This window comes from Phytoactinopolyspora halotolerans (genome assembly GCF_010550675.1).
Classification (GTDB): domain Bacteria; phylum Actinomycetota; class Actinomycetes; order Jiangellales; family Jiangellaceae; genus Phytoactinopolyspora; species Phytoactinopolyspora halotolerans.
Window position 1 is genome coordinate 1 of record NZ_JAAGOA010000041.1, and the last position, 22,257, is coordinate 22,257.

Below are 22,257 nucleotides of genomic sequence, written 5' to 3' on the forward strand. Positions count from 1 at the left end.
AACGAGGCCGCCAGCCTGCTACCGGGCCCCCTGGCGGTTACCCGGACCGGACTTTCACCGGCAAGCGACGACGAGCACACGAATCAGTCGTCAACCACTCATCTGATCAACCACCAATCACTACTGGGCGCACAGGAGATATGACGTGAACGAACGCCCGCCGATCACGGTCGTGCTCGACCGCGACGCCCTCCGCCCGTCTCCGGACGACGCCGGCCCGCCGTGGGAGCGGTACTGCATCGAGGTACTCGACCACCTTCGACTTCCGTACCAGGTGGTATCGCAGGCCGATCCGGTGCCGCAGGACGGTTCCGGTATCGTCCTGCTCCCCGGGTCCGCCCGGCTGGAGCAGAACGACGTGGCCGCGGTGCGCCGATGGATCGCCGCCGGCGGAGTGGCCGTATGTGTCGGGGCCGGACCGCTCAGCGCGGCGTTCGACATCGTCGGCGCCGCTCCCGTGGACGCCGGGCACACCGTGGTAACCGGCGAGAACGGCTGGGTCGATCCGCCCGACGTCGCGCTGCGCGCGCTCGGCGGAACCAGGCTGAGTGTGACCGGGTCGCGCGAGGAGACCGCGGTGCTCGCGCGGTGGCGAGACGACGCGTCGCCGGCCCTGGCGGTGCGGCGGTACGGAGACGGCTACGTGATCGTCTCCGGAGTGGACCTCTGGCAGACGATCGTCCGCATCCAGCAGGGCGACCCGGTGCACCAGGACGGTGAGCCGGCGGCCGACGGCTCCGCCGCGGTCGATGACGGGGTGCTCAAGTGCGACGACGGGATCACGCTGACCTACGCGTCGGACCGCGCGCTGCCTCCCGGGCCGTGGACGCCGCGCACGGACGGCCGGGAGGGGCTGCAACCGGTCCCAGTCTTCCACCGTCCGCACGCGGATCTCTGGCGCCGGCTTTTCCTTCAGCTGTTGTTCGAGGCGGCCGGCCGGACCGGGGTGGTGCTGCCCTGGCTGCACTACTGGCCGTCCGGGGTACCCGCGGTCGCGCACCTGTCGGTGGACTCCGACCGGAACGTGAGCGAGGAGGCGGAGACGACGCTGCGTCTCTTCGATGAGATCGGGGTCACCACCACGTGGTGCCACGTCTACCCCGGCGGGTACGAGCCGGACGTCGTGCGCGCCATCGCCGAGCAGGGCCACGAGCACGCCCTGCACTACAACGCGGTGGGCGACGCGGACATCGCGACCTGGGGCCGGTCGCAGCTGCGCGCCCAGTACCAGTGGGCACGGGCGATGACCGGCCACGAGGAGATCGTCTCCAATAAGAACCACTACACCCGGTGGGAAGGCTGGGACGAGTTCTACCGGTGGTGCGTGGAATTCGGCATCCGGATCGACGAGTCACGCGGCCCCAGCAAGCAGGGCAACGTCGGCTTCCCGTTCGGAACGGCGCACCTGTTCTTCCCCATGGGCCGCCGCGCGGCCGACGCCACCGGCGTCGGCTCCGACCACGGAGAACGCCTCGACGTCCTGGTCTTGCCGATGCACGCCCAGGACCTCGCCTGGGCCGCGCACGAGTCGGTACGCGACGTCATTCTCGACCAGGCGCTCGCCCACCATGGCGTGGCGCACTTCTTGTTCCACCCGGTCCATCTGCACCGCCGCGGGTACGTGCGGGACGCCTGCCGCGAGGTGGTGGAGCTGGCACGGCGGTCCGGCATGCCCTGGTGGACAGCGGCTCAGCTGAACGACTGGGAGCGGCTGCGGCGAGAGGTGACGCTGTCGGTCCGGCAGCCCGAGGCGGGTGCGATCGAGGTGGTCGCGCGGACGCCGCGGCCGGTGTCCGCGGCCGCCATCAACCTCGCCCTTCCGGAGACGTGGAACGGCGCGGCGATCACGGTGGAGAGCACCATGGACAGCGCGGCCGGCACCGCCGTGCGACACACGATGTCCGAGCGGCACGGGCGGGCCATGCTGGAACTGAGCGCTGACCTCCCAGCCGGGACGACCCGGCTGACGCTCCGCCTCTCCCCCACCGGCACGCCGGCCGCGACTGGCGGAGGTACACACCGATGAGCCAACACGACGCCGGCGGCGCGGCGACCACCGCACTGATGGACGACTACCTGTCCCGGATCGTCGGGATGCTGGAGACGATCCGCGCGGACGAGGCAAGCGCCGTCCACCGAGCCGCCGAACTGATCGCCGACCAGGTCGCCCGCGACGAGCTCGTCTACGTCTACGGACCCGGTGGGCACTCCAACCTGGCCGCGCAGGAGATCTTCTTCCGTGCCGGCGGGCTGGTGCATATCAGCGCCATCCTCGACGAAGGCACGCTGCTGTCCAGCGGCGCGCTGCGATCGATGGCCATGGAACGCACCCCCGGCTACGCCACCGTCGTCATGCGCGACAACCGCATCGGCGCCGGCGACCTGCTGGTGCTGGTCAACGCGTATGGGATCAACGCCGCCCTGATCGACGCGGCGCACTGCGCCAAGCAGGCGGGAGCGACCGTGATCGGCGTGTCGTCGCGCGAACATGCCGAGGCGACCGCGCCCGACCATCCGGCCCGGCATCCGTCCGGCGCGAACCTGCATGACCTCGTCGACGTCCACGTCGACACGAAGGTGCCGGTGGGTGACGCCATCCTCAGCCTCGACGGGGTTGCGGAGAACGTCGCGGCCGTCTCCACGTTCGTCAACGCGTACGTGCTCAACTGCATCGTCGCCGCGGCGACGGCGGAGCTGGCACGCCGCGGGCAGTCACCGCCCATCTGGCGCAGCGGCAACGCTCCCGGCGGCGACAGCCAGCACGCCACCTTCCTCGACCGCTTTCAGGGCCGGGTGCGGTGGCTATGAGCAGCGCAGTCGAGCCGGCGCTGGTCGGCGTGGCCACGGTGGACATCACGCCGCCGGTCGGGACGTTGATGGCGGGCTTCGCCGTCCGCGTCGAGCCGTCGGCGGCGGTCCACGATCCGCTGTTCGCCACCGCTGTCGCCGTGACGCACGCCGACAGCGTCTCCATCATCGTCACCTGTGATCTGATCAGTCTCGACCTGGCCGACGCGGCCACGATCAGCCGGCGGATCGCGGACGACCTCGGCATCCCGGACCAGTCCGTCGCGGTGTCCGTCAGCCACACTCACGGCGGGCCGAAGGTCAAGGCGGTCGGGTTCGGTGCCGGCCGGGACGAACGATACGTGGAGTCCGCGTTCGCCGGCATCGTCGACGCGGCGAAACGGGCATGGAAGGCGCGCCGCCCAGGATGGTTGCGCTCCGGAACAGCACGCCTCGACTCGGTCGCGCACAATCGCCGCGGCACGGAGGTGATCGATCCGCTGGTCTTCGCCATCCAGTGGACCGACGAGGCGGACTCCCCCATCGTGACGATCTTCTCGCATGCCTGCCATCCGGTGACGCTCGGACCGGACAACCTGTCCATCACCGCTGACTGGCCGGGTGCCGCGCGTGCACACGTGCGGGAGTCGATCGGCGGCGAGGTGATGTTCGTGCAGGGATGCTGCGGCCAGCTCAACACCGGGCACCTCGCGACGGACAGTTTCACCGGTGAGCCGGACGCGAAGCGTACCTTCGCGGCCGCGGCCTCGATCGGCGCCCGGGTCGGCGACGGTGTCGAACGTGCGCTGCGCGCGGCGGACCCGGTGCCGGTCACGGACGTGATCGCCCGGTCGCGTCAGGTCTGGCTGCCGATGCGCCCGACCCCCGACGCGGCGACGCTGCGCGAGTGGGCGCGGGAATGGACCTTGGAGGCGGCGGCCACGCACGGTCCCCGGCGCACCCTGCTGACCACATGGATCGAGTGGGCACGGTACTGGCGGGACCGGCCGTCGCCCGGTGGGCTGGAGGTGCCGATCTCGGCGCACTGGTGGGGCGCCGTCGGCGTCGTCATGCTTCCCGGGGAACCGTTCGTGGAGTTCGCTCTGGAGATCCGCCGCGAGCTGCGGCGGCCGGATCTGCTGGTGATGGGTTACACCGGTGGTGTCCCCGGCTACATCCCGCTGCGCGCCGAGGACTACGCCGCGGGCGGATACGAGATCGAGATGGCCTACCGGAGCTCACGCCTGTTCTCCGGGCCGTACCTGCCCAGCGCCGGGCCGGTGCTGCTGGAAGCCGCACTCGAGCTGGCCCGCGAGAGCGTCGCTGATCGTCCCGGCGGGTTGCGGAGAACACGCTGATCCGGCCCGGCCGCCGGGCGCGAGCCGCATCGCAGAGCGCGACGCGGGTTGTCAAGATCACATTCAGCGGCTAACGTCGAGCAAATTCCACACAAGGAAGTCGTGTTTCCTATATGAAACACGATGTCGCTTCCGGAAGGAGCTTCGACGATGCGCTCATCCCCGAGAAGGCTCGCTGCCCTGGCGCTGGCGTTCCTGCTGCTGATAGCTGCGCTGCCGGCAGCCGCCGGCGCAGCGACCGGACGATCCACCGGCCCGACGTCCGTGCCCGAACCGGAGACCGCCGTCGGCGCCGCCGCACCGGGACCGATCCAGGTCTCCGGTAACAAGCTGCGCGATCAGAACGGCCAGATCATGCGGCTGATCGGCGTCAACCGGCCCGGCACCGAATGGCCATGTGCGCACGGCTGGGGCCTGATCGCCGGCCCGTCCGACGATGCCGCCGTGGCCGCGATCGCCGCGTGGGACGTCAACGCCGTCCGAGTGCCGCTCAACGAACACTGCTGGCTCGGCATCAACGGCGTGCCTGCACAGTACGGCGGTCCGGCTTACCGGCAGTTCATCCAGGAATGGGTCGCGCGCATCAACGACGCCGGCATGTACGCCATCCTGGACCTGCACTGGAGCGCTCCCGGAAGCACGCTGGCCGACGGACAGGACCAGATGCCCAACGCCGACCACAGCGTCGACTTCTGGCGTTCGGTCGCTCAGACGTTCAAAGATCACGATGCCGTCGTGTTCGATCTGTTCAACGAGGCGCACGACGTCTCCGACGCCTGCTGGCGCAACGGGTGCATGATGCCGGAGGGCTGGGAGGCCGTGGGTATGCAGGACCTCGTCGACACGGTCCGGGCGGCCGGAGCCACGCAGCCGCTCATCGTCAACTGCAACGGTTGGGGCAACGACTGCTCCGGCTGGCTGCAGTACCGGCCGTCCGACCCACTCAACTCCATCATCGCCGGTGCCCACGTGTACGACTACACGTCCTGCAATACACAGCCGTGCTGGCAGGCGGAGCTGGAGCCGATCGCGGGCACCGTGCCGTTCGTCTTCGGCGAATTCGGCAACACCGACTGCGGGCGGGACTTCTCCGACCTGCTGATGCTCTGGAGCGACAACCGCGGCATCTCTTACCTGCCGTGGGGCTGGTATCCAGGTGGCTGCGGCTTCCCCGGTCTGATCGCCGACTGGGGTGGCACCCCCACCTCGCAGTTCGGCCAGGCCTTCCACGATCATGTGGCGGGACTTTAGGATCGCCGCTCTAGGGCCGCTCGCCGGCGGCGGTGGGAAGCCATCCGGCTACGACCGCCGCCACCGCGGCGTGCCCGGTGGCGTTCATGTGCACGCCGTCCGCGGTGTATCCGCGCTTCCACACCGCCGGTCGCCGGCCACTCTCCACCGCGGCCGCCACATCGATCACTCCGGTCAGCGGTTCGGGCACGGTGCGAATCCACGCGTTCACCTCGGCTCGCTCCCGCCATCCGGCGTCCGGCAGCTGCCCTTCTTCGCTCGTCCAACCGTCGTCGCTGCTGGTGACCGGCGGAATGGTGCAGGCATGGACGATCTGGCCTCGGGCGGCCAGCCGGCGCCAGTGGGCGACCAGCCGGTCCGCCATGGCAGCCCCGCTCACGCCGCCGCCCTGCAGATCGTTCGTGCCCAGTGCGGCGATCACGAACGACGGACGTACGTACGCGGCCAGAGCCAGCCGTCGTCGCATACCCTCCGGGCTCAACGTGCCCTGGACCGTTGCGCCGCTGAGACTGATGTTCAGGTAGCCGATCCGTCCGTCGAACGCGCGGCTGACCCACCCGCGGTGGCAGGCGGCGCCACGCACGTCGCCGTAACCCGCGCCGTTCGAGTCGCCCACGATCAGCCCCACGGCCCGCGCAGCCGGCCCGCCGGCTCCGTCTCCGACGCCTGTCTCGCCGAGCACCGCCCAGGGTGCGTATCCGTACGCGGTGTTCGCCGGCACCCGATCCAGCGGAACCCCGGCCCGGAAGGTCACGCCCTCCATACCGCCGGCACCGTCGGTCTGCGGCCCCAGCGGTATCACCTCCCCCGGCCCGACGGTCACTGAGACTCGGCTGACCAGGAGGGCCCCACGTGGCAGCGCGAGCGGGACGGCATCCGACACGACACTTCCGCCGGGCGCGATCCGTATCCGCGTCGCGCCGGCGAACCGCACGCTCACCTCGGTCCCACGCTCCGAACGCACGGCCGCCGAGACCGTGATCGGGTTCGGCGGATCGGCCTCCCGCCCGCCGTCGTTGTGCCAATTGGCGAACGCGAGCCGGAAGCCCGCCGCGTCGCGCCACATGACGTGGCGGAACACCGAGGTCAGGCCGGTGAGGTGACCATCTGACAGGTTGTTCGGTGGGCCGACCCGTACCGGAAGGTGCACGGGACCGGCCAGCGGTTCCCACGGCCCGGTGCCGGCGCCATGCGTGCCGGCGCCATGCGTGGCCGGTCCCCGCGTGCCGGCACCGCTCACGAGCGGGCCGGTCATCCCTTCAGCCCACCCCCGAAGCCGCGGATGACGTGCCGCTGCAGGAAGAAGTAGACGACGAGAATAGGGAGCGCCGCGATCACCATACCGGCGAAGATCAATCCCCACTCACTGGCGAACTCGCCCTGGAACGAGAACACCGCCACGGGCAGCGTCCGGTTCGGGGTCCCGGCAAGGTAGAGCAGCGGCGTGAGGAAGTCGTTCCAGGTGTTGATCGCGTTGACGATGATCACGGTGCCGGTCACCGGCCGGAGCAGTGGGAACACGACGCGCGCGTAGGTCTGCCACCAGGAGGCACCGTCGATCCTGGCAGCCTCCTCGTAGGTCGACGACTGCGTCTTGAGGAAACCCACATACAGGAACACGGTCAACGGCATCAGCGATCCGACGTAGAAGATGATCAAGGATGCGTGCGATTGCAACAGCCCCAGGTCGCGCATCAGCATGTACAGCGGGACCATGCCCAGCTGCCCCGGGATCATCAGCCCCAGCAAGAACAGCATCAGCTTCGGACCGCTGGTACGACGCGCACCGCGGGCGATGGCGTAGCCGGCCATCGAGCCCACCAGCACTGCCAGCGAAATGCTGAGCACGGTGATGATGACGCTATTCGCCATCGCCCGGCCGAGGTCGGCCTCGGTCCACGCGGTCGCGTAGTTCTCGGTGTACAGGCCCTCCGGCGGAGCCACCGTGGAGGTACCGATCTCCGCCGTCGTCTTGAATGACATCGCCACCATCACGTACAGCGGGAACAGGTACGCGACCGTGATCGGAATCATCGCGAACTCGAGCAACGGCATGCCGTAACGCGGCCGGCTGCGACGTGCCCGCCGATCGTCCGCCGCCGTCCTGCCGGGACGGCGGGGGCGGCCGCGCGTCGCAGGGGTGTCGTGGCGACTCAGGGTGCCGCTCACGCCTCCACCTCCCCTCTGCGGGTGACCGACATCTGCAGGTACACGATGAAGGCCACGATCATGGTGAGGATCAGCGCGATGGCCGAGCCATAGCCGTAATTGCCGTACACGAACGCTTCCTTGTACATGATCAGCGACAGCGTCTGAGTGGACACGCCGGGCCCGCCACCGGTCATGACGAAGACCTGGTCGAACAGCTTCAGCGACGCCGTCATGGTGAGGGCGGTGGCGATGGTGGTGGCCTGCCCCAGCAGCGGCCTGGTGACGCTCCAGAACCGGCGGACGGCGCCAGCTCCGTCGAGGGCGGCGGCCTCGTAGAGCTCCTCCGGAATGCGCTGCAATCCCGCCAGATAGATCACCATCGACATGCCGACGTGGTGCCAGATGACGCTGCCGATGATCGACCACAGCGCGATATCGGAATCGCCCAGCCAGCTCTGGCTCAGGCCACTCAGACCGAGCGTGCTCAGGACGGTGTCGAGTGGACCGCCCGGCACGTAGATGTACTGCCAGAGCAGTCCGGTGATGATCGGCGGGAGCATCATGGGAGCGAAGAACAACGTGCGCAGTAGATTGCGGCTGCGGATGGCCGTGTTCAGCGCCAGCGCCAGCAGCAACCCCAGAAACGTCTGCACCAGGGTGAGTGTGATCGCGATCAGCAGCGTGTTGCGCAGCGACGCGACCGCCGCCTCGTCCTCGATCAGCCGCTGGAAGTTCTCCAGCCCGGTCCAGGAGGCCGCCGCGCCGCCCTTCCAGTCCGTGAACGAGTAGTACGCACCGGAGATGCTCGGGTACAGCACCACGACGCCATAGAAGATCAGCGCCGGGATGAGGAACCACTGCGGGACGAGATGAAGGCGGCCGCGGCGGCCCCCTGTGGACCCCCGGACGGGGGACCGGCGAAGCCCGATCCCCCGTCTGGCGAGCTCGACCGTCACGAGGTGCTCTCCTGGTATGCCTGATCCATCGCCGCGAGCAGGTCGTCGATCGTCTTCGACCCTTCCACCACCTGCTGTCCGGTGGTCATCAAGGCGTTGGCGACCTCGCCGGAGGGCCAGACGTGATTCGCGAACGGTGCGGTGCGCTCGCCCTCCAGGTAGGGCCGGACCGTGTTGTTCAACTCGTTGTCCACGGGTTCAGCGTTGGTCAACGCGGGGATGGCCCCGGTCTCCTCGGCCCACGCCGACGTCCGCTCCGGCTCGGCGATGTAGTCCAGGAACGCCAGCGCCGCGTCGGCGTTCGACGCGTCGGCGTTGACCACCAGGTAGTCCGGGGTGAACGGGATGTGGGTGTCATCCGGCCGGTCCGTCGCCGGAAGGGCGAAGATGCCCATCTCCTCCTCGCCACCGGCCATGAACCCGGCCAGTACCGGCGACGCGGCGGACGGCATGACCACCATCGCGGCCTCACCGCTTCCGACTGCCTGCATCGCGGGGTCGCTCGGCATACCCAGCGGATCCGGGGTCGTGTAACCGTCCTCGATCAGGCCGAAGAACTTCTCGAACGTCTCGCGCCACCCGGCGGATTCCGCGAAGGAGGTCTCACCGGCGGCGAGCCGCTCATAGAAGTCGCCCTCCGCGCCGTCCACCAGTGTGGCCGCGAGCGCGAACGGAAGGAACTGCAGGACATAGTTGTCCGCCAGGCCAAGAGCCAGCGGCACCGTGCCGGTCGCCGCCAGCGCGTCGCAGACCTCGATGAACTCCGACCAGGTGGTCGGCGGCTCGACGCCTGCGTCTTCGAACACCGTCCGGTTGTAGAAGACCAGCATCGCCTGGCCATAGGTCGGGAACGCGTACGTCGCCCCGTCCCTCTCCTGCAGCGGCGCGAACGACTCCGGCACATGCTGGGCCCAGTCCTGGTCCGACAGATCCATGACCGCCCCCTCATCGGCCAGGGTCAGCACGGCCGACGGGGAGGCCGTGCCCGGTGCGGCGCGGAACAGGTCGGGCGCCGTACCCGAGGTGATCTGGATCCGCAGTTGCTCGTTGAGGGCGCCGGCTTCCGCGTAGGTGCCGTCGATGGAGACACCGGCCTCCTCCTCGAATGGTCCGATGAAGAGATCCAGACCGCGCTCGCTCGTGGTGGCGATCTCCAGTGTGCCGCTCAGCTCACCGTCGCCCGTCGGCTCCGGGGCCTCGTCGCTCGACGTGGTCGAACCGTCGGCGCACGCCGCGAGCAGGCAACCCGCCAGGGCCGTCGCTGTGACAGCGCGCTGGAAGCGTCGTCGTGCCTGTGGGTGCATCGTGTCCTCCATTGGACTGGTTGGCTGTGCCCTCATGGCCGCACCTGCGGCGCCGAGGGTTCGGGGATGTCCGCGCCGAACTCGACGAGGACCTTGCCCGCCGGGTTCTCACCGGCGGCGAGCGCGGAGAACGCCGCGGGGGCGTCCTCCGGCGTGATGCGTGCCGAGATCAATGCCTCCAGCACGGCCGGGGCGGCTTCGGCCCAGCCTGCGGTGGCGGCGAACTCGGCGGCGGTGTAGCAGAACGCGCCGACGATCGACCGTTCCCGGGTCGACACGGCGAACGCGGGCATGACGAGGCGGGGCGCGGCCATACCCACCAGAACGCACCGCCCGCCGGGCGCGGTGGCATCCAGCGCGGTCGCGATCGACTCGTCCGAGCCGACCGCGTCGATGGTCACGGATACGCCGCGTCCGGCGGTCCGCGATCGGATCTGCGCCGCGACGTCGACGTCCGTCGGGTCCAGGCAGGGTATGCCCAAGCCTTCCAGCAGCGTGCGGCGGCCGGGCACCGGCTCGCTCACCACCACGGTCGCCGCGCCGAGCCGCCGACACGCCAAGGCGGTCGCCTGCCCGATCGGGCCACCGCCCAGCACCAGAACATCGTCGGCAGCGGTGACGGCACCGCGCACGGCGGCATGGAACCCCACCGCCAGCGGCTCGACCAGCGCCCCGTGCAACCGCGTCGAGCGGAACGGGATCGCGTTGCTCACCGGCACCACCAGGTAGTCCGCGAACGCGCTGGAGAGCGCCGGATCGACGCCGATCACCCGCCGTTCGGCACAGATGTGCGACATTCCGGCCGCGCACTCCACACACTCTCCGCAGGCGATGGTCGGGTTGACCACCACGACGTCTCCCACGACGGGTCCGTCCGCGTGGCCCGCGGCCACGCCCCGATCAGCGGCGCGGGCCGAGACGGCCGGTACCGTCTCCGGGCCGAGGGACACCACGGTGCCGACCGTTTCGTGCCCCATCACCTGCCCCGGTACCCGGCGGCCGTTCTCGCCGGTGAACCCGTGCAGATCGGAGCCGCAGATGCCGGTGGCGTGCACACGGATCAGCGCATCGCCTTCCCGCGGTGCCGGTACCGGCCGTTCGACGAGCGCCATCTCGCCGTACTCCTTGAGCACGAGCGCGCGCATGGATCTGGCCGGAGCCTCGAGCGTGTCCGTCACAATGCCGTCCGTTTCATATACGAAACTCAGATTCTCTATCTTGAATGACGAAGGTAGCGGCATTCCCCATCGGGCGCAACCACGCGGCTACGCCCAACCGAACATGCGGGCCGCCGTGCCACCGAGAATCGACGCCACAGCATCCGAGGACAGCCCCGCGTGCTCGCGAACCACCTCGATGGACTGGCGATACGTCAGATGCGGACGGGCTACCGGGAAGTCGGAGCCCCACAGCAACCGCTCCGGCCCGAATGCGTCCACCAGGGCGTGCAGCACCATGTGGGTGTCCCGGAACGGGAAGTCCCATTGCCGCTGCGTCAGATAGTGGAAGCCGGAGACCTTCACGTACACGTGCGGCGCGGACGCAAGGGCGGTCAGCGCACGGAGGTCCGCGGCGAACCGGGCCGAACCGGGCGCCACCAACCCCTGATGGTGCAGAACCACCCGAGCCTCGGGCACGGCACGGACGAGTGCCGCAATCGACGGCAGCCACGGCGGCGGCGCGTGCACGCTCGCCACCAGACCCAGTTCAGCCAGGCGCCGGAACACCCGGATCGCTTCCCCGGTCCCGAGCCACCCGTCGTCGTCCTCCGCCAGGTAGTGCGTGATCCCGACGGCGCCGGCCGCCCGCACCGCGACCTCCATCCGCTCGACCATCCCTGGCCGGTGGTAGCTGTCACTCCAGCGCGAGTCGACGTCGACCAGGCAGGCCAGGCGGTCCGGACAAGCCGCGACCGCGGCCGCCACGTATGCGTTGTTGTCCGGGTTGGCGGTGCGCGGGTCGGCGCCGCCGATACAGGCACACACCACCAGGGCACGCTGGACTCCTGCGCGATCCATCTCGTACACCAAGGTGGCGACGCTTCCGCGTTCGGCCGGATCCGGAACGTCCGTCGAGTACGGCCACCGTCGCCAGGCATGACAATGCGCGTCGACGATCACCGCGCCTCCTCGTTGCTGGACAGGTGCGCCGAATGCTAGTAGGTTGCGTGGCGCGGTTCAATTTACGCAACTTTGATTCTCGATACTGAACGGACGATCGTCATGGCTGAGGAGACGCCACGCTTCGCCGCGCCCGCGGTGGTCCGCTGCCTGCGGGTGCTGGAGCTGCTCGCGGACAGCGGCGGCAGCATGAGCCTGACCGAGGTGGCGGACGCGCTCGATCTACCCAAATCCAGCGTCCACCACATTCTCACGGCACTCAACGAATTCGGCTGGGTGGAGCGGGACCCGGACACCCTCCGGGTCACCCTCGGTCTGCGGGCGTGGGAGGTCGGCCAGGCGTACGACCTCGCCCAGTCCCTCAGCCAGCGCGCTCGCACCTATATGGACCAGGTCCGGGACAAGCTCAGCGAAACGGTACGGCTCGCCGTGCGGTCCGGGAGCGACCAGGTGTGCATCGCCAAGACCCAGGGACCGCACAAGCTCGTCTTCGATCAGCGAGTCGGCGCACGTCTGCCATGCCACGCCACCGGGCTGGGCAAGGCGCTGCTGACCGGACTCGACGACACCGAGATCGACGCCCTGTATCCGGCCGGCCTGGAGCGGTTCACCGAGAACACCGTCGCCGACCTGCCGGCCCTCAAGGCGGAGTTGGCCACGGCCCGCGAGGCCGGTTACGCCGAAGATTACGGCGAGTACATCCTCGGTATCCGGTGTGTGGCGGTGCCCGTACGCTCGCGCGGCGACCAGGTGGTCGCCGCTCTCTCGGTCAGCGGCCCCACCAGGCAGTTCACCGACGCACACGTACACGAGTCGATCGAGGCACTGCGTGCGGCCGCGGCGAGTCTCGGTCTGCGACTCGGCGACGAGACCGAACTCACCTGACTGCCGGACTCTCGGCCGCGGACCTGCGGCACCGACCCTCGAAAGGCATTCCCACGTGCATCCTCATCGGCCTCGCCGGCCGCTGCGCCGAGCGAACCTGGAGACGTCACTGAAGCCCTTCCACAGCTTCGACCAGGAGACGCTGACCAGGACGGCGCGAGCGATCTTCCGGCACTGGCGGCCCCTGCTGGACCTCGCCGACTCCTGCTCGATCCTGCTCTGGGTCTCCGACGGCAGCGAGATCCTGACCTGGAACGGTAAGTCCACTGACACGTTCGAATGGGCGCGCTACATCGGCTTCTGCAACACCGACGCCGACCCGTACGGCGAGCGCAAACCCGCCGAGCGGGTCGCCATCCCGTACCGCCCGGGAACCGGGCTGCTCAGTTACGCCGAACTCGCCCGTGTCGTGGCCACGCTGCGCGCTGTGGGCGAGGAAGAGGGGATCCCGACCCGGATCGGCGCGACGTTCGATCCGGGCCCGGAGTTCGCGCCGTCGTCATTCAAGTTCGACCGCCATCCGGAGATCCTCGCCAGCGGCGACGACGTCGGCATCGGCCCGATCATCCGCATGGTCCGGCACTTCAGCACACTGAGACGCGATGACCGCAGCTACGCGGCGTTTCCGGACGGGATCCCGGACGGCACCAGCTTCGGCGCCTTTCTCGGCGGGCAGGCGCAGCACTATCTGAGCGCGCTCGGCTTCGACTACCTATGGCTCTCGAACGGGTTCGGTTTCAGTTCCTATGCCTGGTCTGAACTGGGCGAGTCGTTCGACGGCCGTACGTTCCGCGCCGGCCGCGTCGCCGAACTCCGAGACCGGGCGCTGGGGTTCTGGCGCGATCTGACCGAACAGCTCACCTTCCCGATCGAGATCCGCGGCACCAACCACACCGCCGGGATCGACATCGGAGCGGACGCGGTGCCCGCCCTCGAGGTGTACGACCAGGGTTATGTGGCCGCGCCTCCGCCCAACTCGCCGTGGGGTCCGCTGAACCACGACTTCGGGATCGAGATGGCCGGATACATGTCCCGGATCGCGCTGCTGCCCCGCGGCTCGGGCGGGTACCGGTTCCGGTTCTACGCCAACGATCCCTGGTTCTGGCAGCAGCCCTGGTGGGACTTCTACCACCGGGAGCCGTTCGATATCCACCTCCCGCTGAGCGTCACCCGTCTGTCCGGCGACGGCACGGCGCAGGGTCCCGCGGAGACCAACATCCTCGCCGTCGACACCGCCCGCGGCGTCCTCGATGAACGCTGCGGCCGTGAGGTCGGCACCACCGTCTCCCAGGCGCTGGAATCGGCTCCGGACGAAGCCGGGCCGTTGGTGTGGGTGTACCCGTTCCGCGAGTACCACGTGGCGATGGCAGAACGACCCGGCTCCATCTCCCGGCCGTACGCCGAGGACTGGTTTCTCAGCGCGGCGATCACCGCCGGGCTTCCGGTCAACACCGTGGTCGCGACCGATCATCTGTCCGGCGCCCTGCGCGCCGGAGCGCTGCGGGATCGCGTCGCCGTGGTGCCGGCCGGAGCGCTCAGCGACGAGACCGTCGACACGCTGACGACGCACGTGGCTTCCGGCGGGCACGTTCTCGTCTACGGATCGCTGGCCGGCGCGGGCGACGCCGTGCACCGGTTCGTCGGCGTCCGATGCCGGGACGACGACGGCGGGCTCTCCGGCGACCTGACCTTCGAGTCCATCGACGCACCCGACGAACTGGCCGACGGTACGCCGCTCGCACCGCGGCGCCTGCGCCATATCAGCCACCTCTCCGGCGGCCCGATCACGGAGACGAAACCGTCCGGATCCGCCGTCGACGTGCTGGCCCGGGTGATCGACGGGCCGGACGAGGCCCCCTATGCCACCGCCCGGCGGCTGCCCGGCCAGGGCGGGCTGGTGTTGTGGGTCCGATCTTCCGCACCGTTCGAGTACACCGATCCCGATCAGCGCGGTGTCCGGCGCCGCGTGACGCACGATCGGAGCCGGTACGCCGATCCGGCCGCGCTGATGCGTGCCGTGCTGCGGCCCGCCGGAATCCGGATGTGGCACACGCTGCGCACGCCCGGCTCGGCCCGCGCGGTTCAGGCCGTCCACCGGCACCGGAACGCCTACTGGTTCTCCGGGTACCTGCCCGACACCACCAGCCGGGTCTCCGTCGGGTTCCCGGACGGTGCGCCGCTGTTCAACCACCACGAGTGCTGGTATGACGACGGCACCGCCACCTACCATCTGCCCAAGTCTTTCCATGCCGAATGCCGGGTGTTCGTCCGCCAGGACGATCCGGGTGTGCTGCGGTGCCGGGAGATCGCGCCGTTCCCGGCACATATGAGCCGCAGCCTGCGGGTGGACAAGCTGTCCGGCGCGACCGTCACGCTCCATCTGCCGCCGGATGTCGAAGGCGTACGCATCGACGTCGACGGCGAGCCGATCGAGGCCGGCCGGGAGCTGCCTGACGGTTTCCCCGGCGATGGACGGCTGGTACTGCGCGGCATCACCGGCACGCTGACCGTCGCCTGGCCGGAGGCGGTGAACCAGGGCCCGGCGGAGGTGGACGACCCGTCCGGCCACGATGAGCACTGGAGCGCACGATGAGCGGACCGGCGCACCTGCGGATCGCGGGGGCGTCCACCCGCGTGGCACCGTTCTCCGCCGGGACCTGGCTCGACGAAACCCGGGTGTCCACCCCGATGGCGGAGTATCCGCGTTTCGCCGACCGCCGGGCGACGTGGCGGGGCCCCGGCGCCGACCTGGTCTGGCTCCACCTGCGGACCGACGATCCCGAGGTGTTCGGCATCGGCCAGACGCGCGGCGGTGCGGTCACCGAAGCCCTGCTCAGCCACCATCTGCTGCCGCTGCTGGATGGGCAGGACCCGTTGGCGCCCGCACTCGTCGCCGATCAGCTCCGTCGCGCCGCCGCACCGTACGCGGCCGGGGGTGCGGTCGAGATGGCGGTCGCCGCCGTGGAACTCGCGCTGTGGGATCTCAGCGCTCGCGCGCACCGGGTACCGCTGTACCGTCTGCTCGGCGGCGGTGCCGACGAGGTGCCCTACTACCTCACCGCGGCGCACCCCGATGTCCTCGCCGAGGTCGACGACGGACTCGTCGCCGACGCCCGCTGCGTCAAGGTTCCGATGGCGTACGGGCCGGCCGACGGGCCGTCCAGGTTCCAGGACAACGTGGAACGGCTCTTCACGGTCCGGGCCAGGGTGCCGGCCCACATCCCCCTTGCCGTCGACTGCTTCATGTCCTGGGACGTGCCGTACACGCTCCGGTTCGCCGCTGCGACACGCGAGCTGGGGCTCGGATGGATCGAGGAACCGCTGCACCCCGAGGATGTCGACGGCCACGCCGAGCTGCGCTCCAGGCTCGGCGACGGTACCCGGATCGCCGCGGGCGAGCATGCGTTCGGCCTGGCGGCGGGGCTGCGACTGCTGCAGGCACGCGCGGTGGACGTGTTGCAGAGCGACGTCACCTGGTGCGGAGGCATCGGCGTGGCGCGCTGCCTGGCCACCGTCGCCCGTCAGCAGGGGGTGCCGTTCGCTCCGCACGCCGCGGCTGCGCAGCCGTGGGCTCTGCACCTGCTGGCCGCGTGCGAGCCCCCGGTACTGGCCGAGGTCCTGCTGGGCATCGCCGGTGCCGGCAGCGGCACCGGCCCGGCCGCCCGCCCCGTCGTCGGCACCACGCCGGGGGTCGGCATCGATCCAGGTGACGTGGGGTTCTCCAGATGAGCGTCGTGAAGGTCGTCGTCGTCGGCGCGGGATGGTGGAGCGCCAACCATCATCTTCCCGCCCTGCTCGCCCATCCGAACGCAGAGGTGGTGGCGGTCTGTGATCCCGTGGCCGGTCGGGCGGAAGCGCTCGCCCAGCGGGCCGGTTGCCCCGCCTTCGCCGGTGTGGAGCAGGCGCTGCAGACCACGTCACCGGATGCGGCCGTGATCAGCACCCCGCACGTCACCCACCATGCCCTGGGCGCCGCGGCGATCGGCGCGGGCCTGCACGTGCTGATGGAGAAGCCGCTTGCGCTCACCGCAGCCGAGGCGTTCGATCTCGTCAACCGGGCGGAGAACGCCGGCGTTCAGCTCAGCGTCGGATACACGCACCAATTCGACCCGTCGGCGACGTTCGCGCGCGCTGCCGTGCAATCCGATATCGGCATGCTGCTCCAGGTCACAGTGGAGTACTCGTCACGAGCCGGGAGACTCTTCGCCGCCGCCCAGGGTGCCCGCCGGGAGTACGCGGACTCCGAACCGGGCGCACCGCATCCGGAGACGTATTCACTCGGCAACGGCGGCGGCCAGGCGCACACTCAACTGACCCACGCGCTGGGCATGCTCTGCTGGTCGACGGGAGACGATGTGGCCGAGATCGCCGCCTTCTCCGCCTCCCGCGCGCTGGACGTGGACGTCGACGACGCCGCCGCGTTCCGGCTGCGTGGCGGCGCGACCGGTGTGGTGATCGGCAGCGGAGACACCGGCGCCAACCTGCCGCCGCGCCAGCACATCCGGTACCACGGCACCACCGGCATCGTCGAGCACGATCTGTACCGGGCCCGCGTCCGGCTGCACCGCCACGACGGCAGCATGGTGGTCCGGGAACCCGGGCAGCACGAACCCGCCTACCGGGCCGGCGAGCCGGCCCGCGCGTTCATCGACCTGCTCAGCGGGAGGGGCACCAATCTCGGACCGCCCGGGCCGGCCGCCGCCGCGGTAGCCACGGTGGAGGCGCTGCTGGAGTCCGGCCGGGCATCGGGACGACCCATCGTCGTCGCGGCGCTGCAGGCGGCCTAAGGGCTTCCTGCCCCGGCCCAGCCGAGGTGTCTCGGCTCGCTCAACCCTGCTTCCCGCCGGTATCGGCCGGTAGGGAGATACGGCCGACCATGTTGTTCCATATATGAAATCTTATTTCGCTCTATTGAAAACTCGAGGTGACACCGCTACGTTTGCGATACCACCCGTTCTCCGCGGCCTACGTCCTTGCCGCCGCGGACATGGAGGAAAGGGCTGTCATGAATCGACCTGGTATCACCCGCCGGACCCTGCTCAAGGGCGTCGGCGCCGTGGTCACCACATCCGCTCTCGGAGCCGCCGCCACGTCGAAGGCCGCCGCCGAGCCGACCACGTGGACCGACGTGATCGGGCATTTCGAATCCCGGCACGAGCCGTGGTCGGTGAGCCTCGGACCCGAGTACGGCACCGCATCGGGCGGTTTCGAGCGAGTCACCGACGTCGCCGGTTCCGGCGAGTACGCCGGCAAGCTGACCGCCGACTTCTCCGAGAACGGCCGCTACGTGAGCCTGGTCAAGACCCTCGACCACCTGAACATCACCAAGGTGGCGCTCAAGGTACGCGCGGAGAACGTCACCCGGGTCACCATCCGGCTGGTCAACGGTTCGAAGACCATCGTCCAGGGATTCGCCGCTGTCTCCGCGACCGCGAGCGACTGGCAGGACGTCGAGGTCACCACGTTCAACGGTCAAGACGGCTTCGACGACGTCGTCACCCTGCAGGTCCAGATCTGGAAGGACTACCTGGTCTCCGGCGCCCAGCGCGCCACCCAGTGGCTCGACGACATCCGGGTGGAGCACACCGTCGTCCCGGTCGCTCCAGAGAAGCTGGAGACCACCGGGCTGCCGGTGCTCCTCACCGACGACGCCGATCCGATGCCACTGACCGTCCGCGCCCTCCACGACGACGAGACCAGCGCGGACGTCACCCAGCACAGCACACTGACCACGTCCAACCCCGACGTCGTCACCGTGGACGACTACGGCTATCTGACGCCGCTCTCCTCCGGCACGGCCGACATCGACGTGGAGCATCTCGGGGTGACCCAGACGTTCACCGTCGACGTCCGTGAGCCCCAAGCCCTGGAGCTGCTGCGCTCCCAAGACGGCCGGCTGCTCGAGGGCGACCGGGCCGTCGGCTTCACCGGCTTCAATTACGACCTGTTCATGCTCAGCTACCCGCGCCGGGCCAACTGGACGGGGATCGACGCCGACATCAGCCTGATGGCCAGCTGGGGCCTGGGCGCCGTCCGGGTTCCGATCAACATCGGCATGATCCAGTCCGCCCGCGGCGTCTTCCCCGACGACGACCGGTGGGCCGACGAACTGCGCACACGCCGGCTCAACACGGAGTGGATGGATATGCTCGACTACTTCGTCGAGCGAGCCGGCCGGCACGGCGTGCGGGTCATCATCGACTGGCACCGCGGCCCGGTCGATCCGTACGACTACTGGATCGGCGGGACACCGTCGGACGCCGGCACCGGCAAGGAGGGCACGGCGATCGCCTATCTGGCCCCGTCACTGACCGAACGCGGGACGTTCGACCTCTCGGACACCGAGCACCTCGCCGTCCTGCTCGACACGAACCGGTGGATCACCGAACATTTCCGGAGCGATCCGAACATCCTGGCCATCGAGGTTCCGTTCAACGAGCCCCACGACGCCCACATGTCCATCCAGTCCAACTGGCGACGCATCACCGAACGCGCGTCTCTGGCCGTCAAGGCCGCCGACCCGGAACGGCTCACATTCGCCCTCGGCCCGGCCTACGCTCACGACACCTCGGCCGCCGCGCCGACCTGGCAGATCCCGAACGTCGTCGACGGGAACGCCCCGCACCACTACATGCCCAACGCCCCGATCCCCACCCGAGACGACGCCGAGGACCGGAGGTCGCCATGGCTGGCCCGGGACATCGATGCGGTGTTCTCGCATGCCGTCGCGTCCCTGTTCGCGCCGTACTCCACCTCACCGGTGCCCGTCTACAATGGCGAAGGCGGACACTACGGGTTCGAGTCGTTCCTGCCCGACATGGACAAGGTGGAGGCCGCCGACCTGATGGTCGAGGCCGCACTGGTGCAGTACTACGCAGCCGGCGCCGTCGGGCAACTGCACTGGTCGCTGTGGCACAACGCGAACGATTTCGTGCCGTTCCAGGAGAGCTTCGACCGGCTGTACAAGCGATTCTCCCCGGTCTACGCCGCCGGTCCCGTCGACTGGCGAGCAGCCAAGCTCGCCGTCATCCAGAACCCGGCGGCGGTGCCGATCGCGAACGGGCACAACTGGTCCGTGGTGCCGTTCGTCAAGCTGGCCCTCGACCTCCATCTCGGACCGTTCCACCTGCTGACCGACGACGAGGTCATCGACCGGCTACTCACCCAGGTGCCCACCGGCCTGGAGCAGGTCGACGGGTTCTCCGCGGACTTCGACTACCAGGCCGTCGTCGCGGACCGTCGCAACCTGGATGAGCGGGTCCGCTCGGTGCTGGAGCGAGACGACTTCGAGACCCCGATCCTGTGGGTGGACGACATGGCCGAACTCGGAGCAGCGGAGCTGGCCCGTTTCCTGGAAGACGCGGAGATCGCCGTCGACCGGCGGACGAAGGCAGACCTGCAGCTCGTCGTCGGCCCCGAGCACCTGGTGGTGTACCGGCGAGCCGAGAGCAACCGCGGCCGTCCCACCGTGCACCCACGGATCCCGCGCGACGGCACCTTCCGGCTGGTCGACGAGTCCGGCGAGGACGTCTTCGAAGGAACCTCGGAAACGCTGTGGCGGCGCGGGATCACCGTCGAGGTCGAGAAGTGGCGTAGCGCCATCTTCCGCATCGCGACCTGACGCCGGCAGCCCCGGTCAGACAGGCTGCGCGCCCGGTCGGCCGTTCTCCACGACGAAGCTGGCTCGCGTGCTGACCGGGGCATCCGGCTCTGAAATGTAGGGAAGGACCCGGTAATCCGTGACGACGTCGTCCGGCGTGGCCGTCACTCGCAGGTATCCGCGCTGGAAGTTGCAGAACTTCATGTGCGGGTTCGCGGCCAGATAGTTGTCGTTGACGCCCGGGAGTACGTCGGCGCCGTCGCGGCCGCTGCTGATCGACGTGCCCACGAACTCAGTTCCGACCACCGGCGAATCGGGATCCTCGTAGTCGGCTTTGAGATCCATCAGGTAGTTGCTGTGCCGGTCACCCGTGACGACGACGAGATTGTCGACACCACGGTCGTGGGCCTCGGTGAGGACGGCTCCGCGCTCGACGACGTACCCGTCCCACGCATCGACCCAGACCTCGGTGACGTCCTCATCGGGGTCGCGGTCGGTCTGCGCCATGACCGTCTGGTTGCCGACGATCTTCCACCTGGCCGACGAGGACGAGAGCCCATCGATGAGCCAGTCTCGCTGTTTACCGCCGAGCATCGTCGCGTCCGGGTCGAATCGACCGTCGCATGTCGACGTGGAGCCCTCGCACGGCTGGTCGCTCCGGTATTGCCGACCGTCGAGCATGGTGAACTCGGCGAGTTGCCCGTACTGGATACGACGGTGCATGCGGACGTCCGGCCCGGACGGCATCTGGTTGTGCCGCAGCGGAAGGTTCTCATACATCGCCTGGAACGCATCGGCCCGGCGCCGTCGGAAGACGGCGGGATCCTGGTCCGGCTCGTTGTCCGGCCTGGACACGTCGCCGGCGAAGTTGTCCTCGACCTCGTGGTCGTCGAACGTCGTCAGCCATGGACACCTGGCATGCGCGGCCTGAAGATGCTCGTCGGACTTGTACAGCGCGTACTGCAGCCGGTACGCCGTGAGATCGAAACATTCGCCGCGCATGTACTCCGGCAGCGGATTCCCATAGTGGTCCTCGGTGAAGCCGTATGACCGCTCGTAGATGTAGTCGCCGAGGTGGACCACCAGATCCACGTCCTCTTCCGCCATGCGCTGGTAGGCCGTGTAGTAGCCGCCGTGGTAGCTCTGGCACGACGCCACGGCGAACGTCAGCGACGCAGGCGTCGCTCCCGGCTCCGGCGCCGTCACCGTGCGGCCGACCGGGGACAGCTCCCGGCCCACCCGAAACCTATAGAAGTACTCCCGACCCGGTTCCAGACCGTGGACCTCTGGGTGAACCGAATGCCCAAGCTCAGGCGTCGCGAAAGCCACGCCGCCTCGCACCACGCTGGAGAACCGCTCGTCAGCGGCCACCTGGTAGTGCACCGGGATGACCTCGTCCGGCATCCCGCCACGTCCGTCCGGTGCGAACGGCTCGACCGCCAGCCGGGTCCACAGCACCACGCTGTCCGACGCCGGATCCCCCGACGCGACGCCGAGGGTGAACGGGAAACCGGAGACGCGCGCGGCTGCCGGCGCTGTGTTCCACCAACCGGTACCCAGCATCACGGCAGCGGCGCCGGCACCTGAATAGCCGAGGAACCGTCGCCGGCTGAGCGAACGGGAGCTGGCACGTCGCATGGGGACTCCTTCCGTCGGGCCGGAGCTCGGACCCGGCCGTATGCGCCGACATGTTTTCGATATTCGGAACCCACTGTCAAGGTTCTAATTCAAATTAGATCGCTTGTAGAGCGCATAGAATCTCGTCACTATGGATCCCTATATGAGGTCTTGACAGTGCTCACACACAGCCATACTCTGACGATCTAATTCGAATTTGGAAGGACG

16 protein-coding genes are annotated in these 22,257 nt (G+C 69.2%); 9 read left to right on the forward strand and 7 right to left on the reverse strand.

Annotation, left to right across the window (positions count from 1 at the left end):
- The first annotated feature begins 145 nt into the window (after positions 1-145).
- From G1H10_RS31525 to G1H10_RS31540, 4 genes are all read left to right on the forward strand, one after another.
- Positions 146-2,026 carry a polysaccharide deacetylase family protein gene (locus G1H10_RS31525; RefSeq protein ID WP_163745252.1) on the forward strand — a complete coding sequence of 627 codons (1,881 nt, stop codon included), beginning with the start codon at positions 146-148 and terminating at the stop codon, positions 2,024-2,026.
- Positions 2,023-2,808, forward strand: coding sequence for a sugar isomerase domain-containing protein (locus tag G1H10_RS31530; protein WP_163745253.1), 786 nt, complete (start codon positions 2,023-2,025; stop codon positions 2,806-2,808). Before G1H10_RS31525 ends, G1H10_RS31530 begins: the two co-directional genes overlap by 4 nt.
- Positions 2,805-4,145 (forward strand): neutral/alkaline non-lysosomal ceramidase N-terminal domain-containing protein, encoded by a 1,341-nt coding sequence (locus tag G1H10_RS31535; protein WP_163745254.1) that lies wholly within the window; start codon positions 2,805-2,807, stop codon positions 4,143-4,145. Before G1H10_RS31530 ends, G1H10_RS31535 begins: the two co-directional genes overlap by 4 nt.
- A gap of 150 nt (positions 4,146-4,295) precedes the next feature.
- Positions 4,296-5,396 (forward strand): glycoside hydrolase family 5 protein, encoded by a 1,101-nt coding sequence (locus G1H10_RS31540; protein ID WP_216853859.1) that lies wholly within the window; start codon positions 4,296-4,298, stop codon positions 5,394-5,396.
- A gap of 10 nt (positions 5,397-5,406) precedes the next feature.
- Here the strand turns inward: G1H10_RS31540 and G1H10_RS31545 are convergent, their stop codons facing one another.
- From G1H10_RS31545 to G1H10_RS31570, 6 genes are all read right to left on the reverse strand, one after another.
- Entirely contained in the window at positions 5,407-6,651 is a 1,245-nt protein-coding gene (locus tag G1H10_RS31545; RefSeq protein ID WP_163745255.1) for an SGNH/GDSL hydrolase family protein, read from the reverse strand.
- Positions 6,648-7,565 (reverse strand): carbohydrate ABC transporter permease, encoded by a 918-nt coding sequence (locus G1H10_RS34900; RefSeq protein WP_216853860.1) that lies wholly within the window; start codon positions 7,563-7,565, stop codon positions 6,648-6,650. Before G1H10_RS34900 ends, G1H10_RS31545 begins: the two co-directional genes overlap by 4 nt.
- Positions 7,562-8,503: a carbohydrate ABC transporter permease gene (locus tag G1H10_RS31555; protein WP_216853861.1), complete on the reverse strand. Its 942-nt coding sequence runs from the start codon at positions 8,501-8,503 to the stop codon at positions 7,562-7,564. Before G1H10_RS31555 ends, G1H10_RS34900 begins: the two co-directional genes overlap by 4 nt.
- Complete coding sequence (locus tag G1H10_RS31560; RefSeq protein ID WP_163745256.1) at positions 8,500-9,807, reverse strand: ABC transporter substrate-binding protein; 1,308 nt, start codon at positions 9,805-9,807, stop codon at positions 8,500-8,502. Before G1H10_RS31560 ends, G1H10_RS31555 begins: the two co-directional genes overlap by 4 nt.
- 32 nt (positions 9,808-9,839) lie before the next feature.
- On the reverse strand, positions 9,840-10,985 hold the full coding sequence (locus G1H10_RS31565) for a zinc-dependent alcohol dehydrogenase (RefSeq protein WP_216853862.1): 1,146 nt from the start codon (positions 10,983-10,985) through the stop codon (positions 9,840-9,842).
- 87 nt (positions 10,986-11,072) lie between these two features.
- Positions 11,073-11,927 (reverse strand): amidohydrolase family protein, encoded by an 855-nt coding sequence (locus tag G1H10_RS31570; protein WP_163745257.1) that lies wholly within the window; start codon positions 11,925-11,927, stop codon positions 11,073-11,075.
- 102 nt (positions 11,928-12,029) lie between these two features.
- On the opposite strand from G1H10_RS31570, the gene G1H10_RS31575 reads away from it, so the two are divergent.
- The 5 genes from G1H10_RS31575 to G1H10_RS31595 all read left to right on the forward strand — a co-directional run bounded on the left by G1H10_RS31575 (position 12,030) and on the right by G1H10_RS31595 (position 20,433).
- Positions 12,030-12,812 carry an IclR family transcriptional regulator gene (locus G1H10_RS31575; RefSeq protein ID WP_163745258.1) on the forward strand — a complete coding sequence of 261 codons (783 nt, stop codon included), beginning with the start codon at positions 12,030-12,032 and terminating at the stop codon, positions 12,810-12,812.
- Positions 12,813-12,867: 55 nt separating this feature from the next.
- Entirely contained in the window at positions 12,868-15,405 is a 2,538-nt protein-coding gene (locus G1H10_RS31580; RefSeq protein WP_163745259.1) for a hypothetical protein, read from the forward strand.
- On the forward strand, positions 15,402-16,541 hold the full coding sequence (locus tag G1H10_RS31585) for an enolase C-terminal domain-like protein (protein WP_163745260.1): 1,140 nt from the start codon (positions 15,402-15,404) through the stop codon (positions 16,539-16,541). The genes G1H10_RS31580 and G1H10_RS31585 overlap by 4 nt, the downstream gene beginning before the upstream one ends.
- Positions 16,538-17,599 carry a Gfo/Idh/MocA family protein gene (locus tag G1H10_RS31590; protein WP_163745261.1) on the forward strand — a complete coding sequence of 354 codons (1,062 nt, stop codon included), beginning with the start codon at positions 16,538-16,540 and terminating at the stop codon, positions 17,597-17,599. The genes G1H10_RS31585 and G1H10_RS31590 overlap by 4 nt, the downstream gene beginning before the upstream one ends.
- A gap of 218 nt (positions 17,600-17,817) precedes the next feature.
- On the forward strand, positions 17,818-20,433 hold the full coding sequence (locus G1H10_RS31595; protein ID WP_163745262.1) for a glycoside hydrolase family 5 protein: 2,616 nt from the start codon (positions 17,818-17,820) through the stop codon (positions 20,431-20,433).
- Positions 20,434-20,448: 15 nt separating this feature from the next.
- Here G1H10_RS31595 and G1H10_RS31600 read toward each other — a convergent pair whose 3' ends face one another.
- Positions 20,449-22,050 (reverse strand): alkaline phosphatase D family protein, encoded by a 1,602-nt coding sequence (locus tag G1H10_RS31600; RefSeq protein WP_163745263.1) that lies wholly within the window; start codon positions 22,048-22,050, stop codon positions 20,449-20,451.
- Positions 22,051-22,257: the final 207 nt, after the last annotated feature.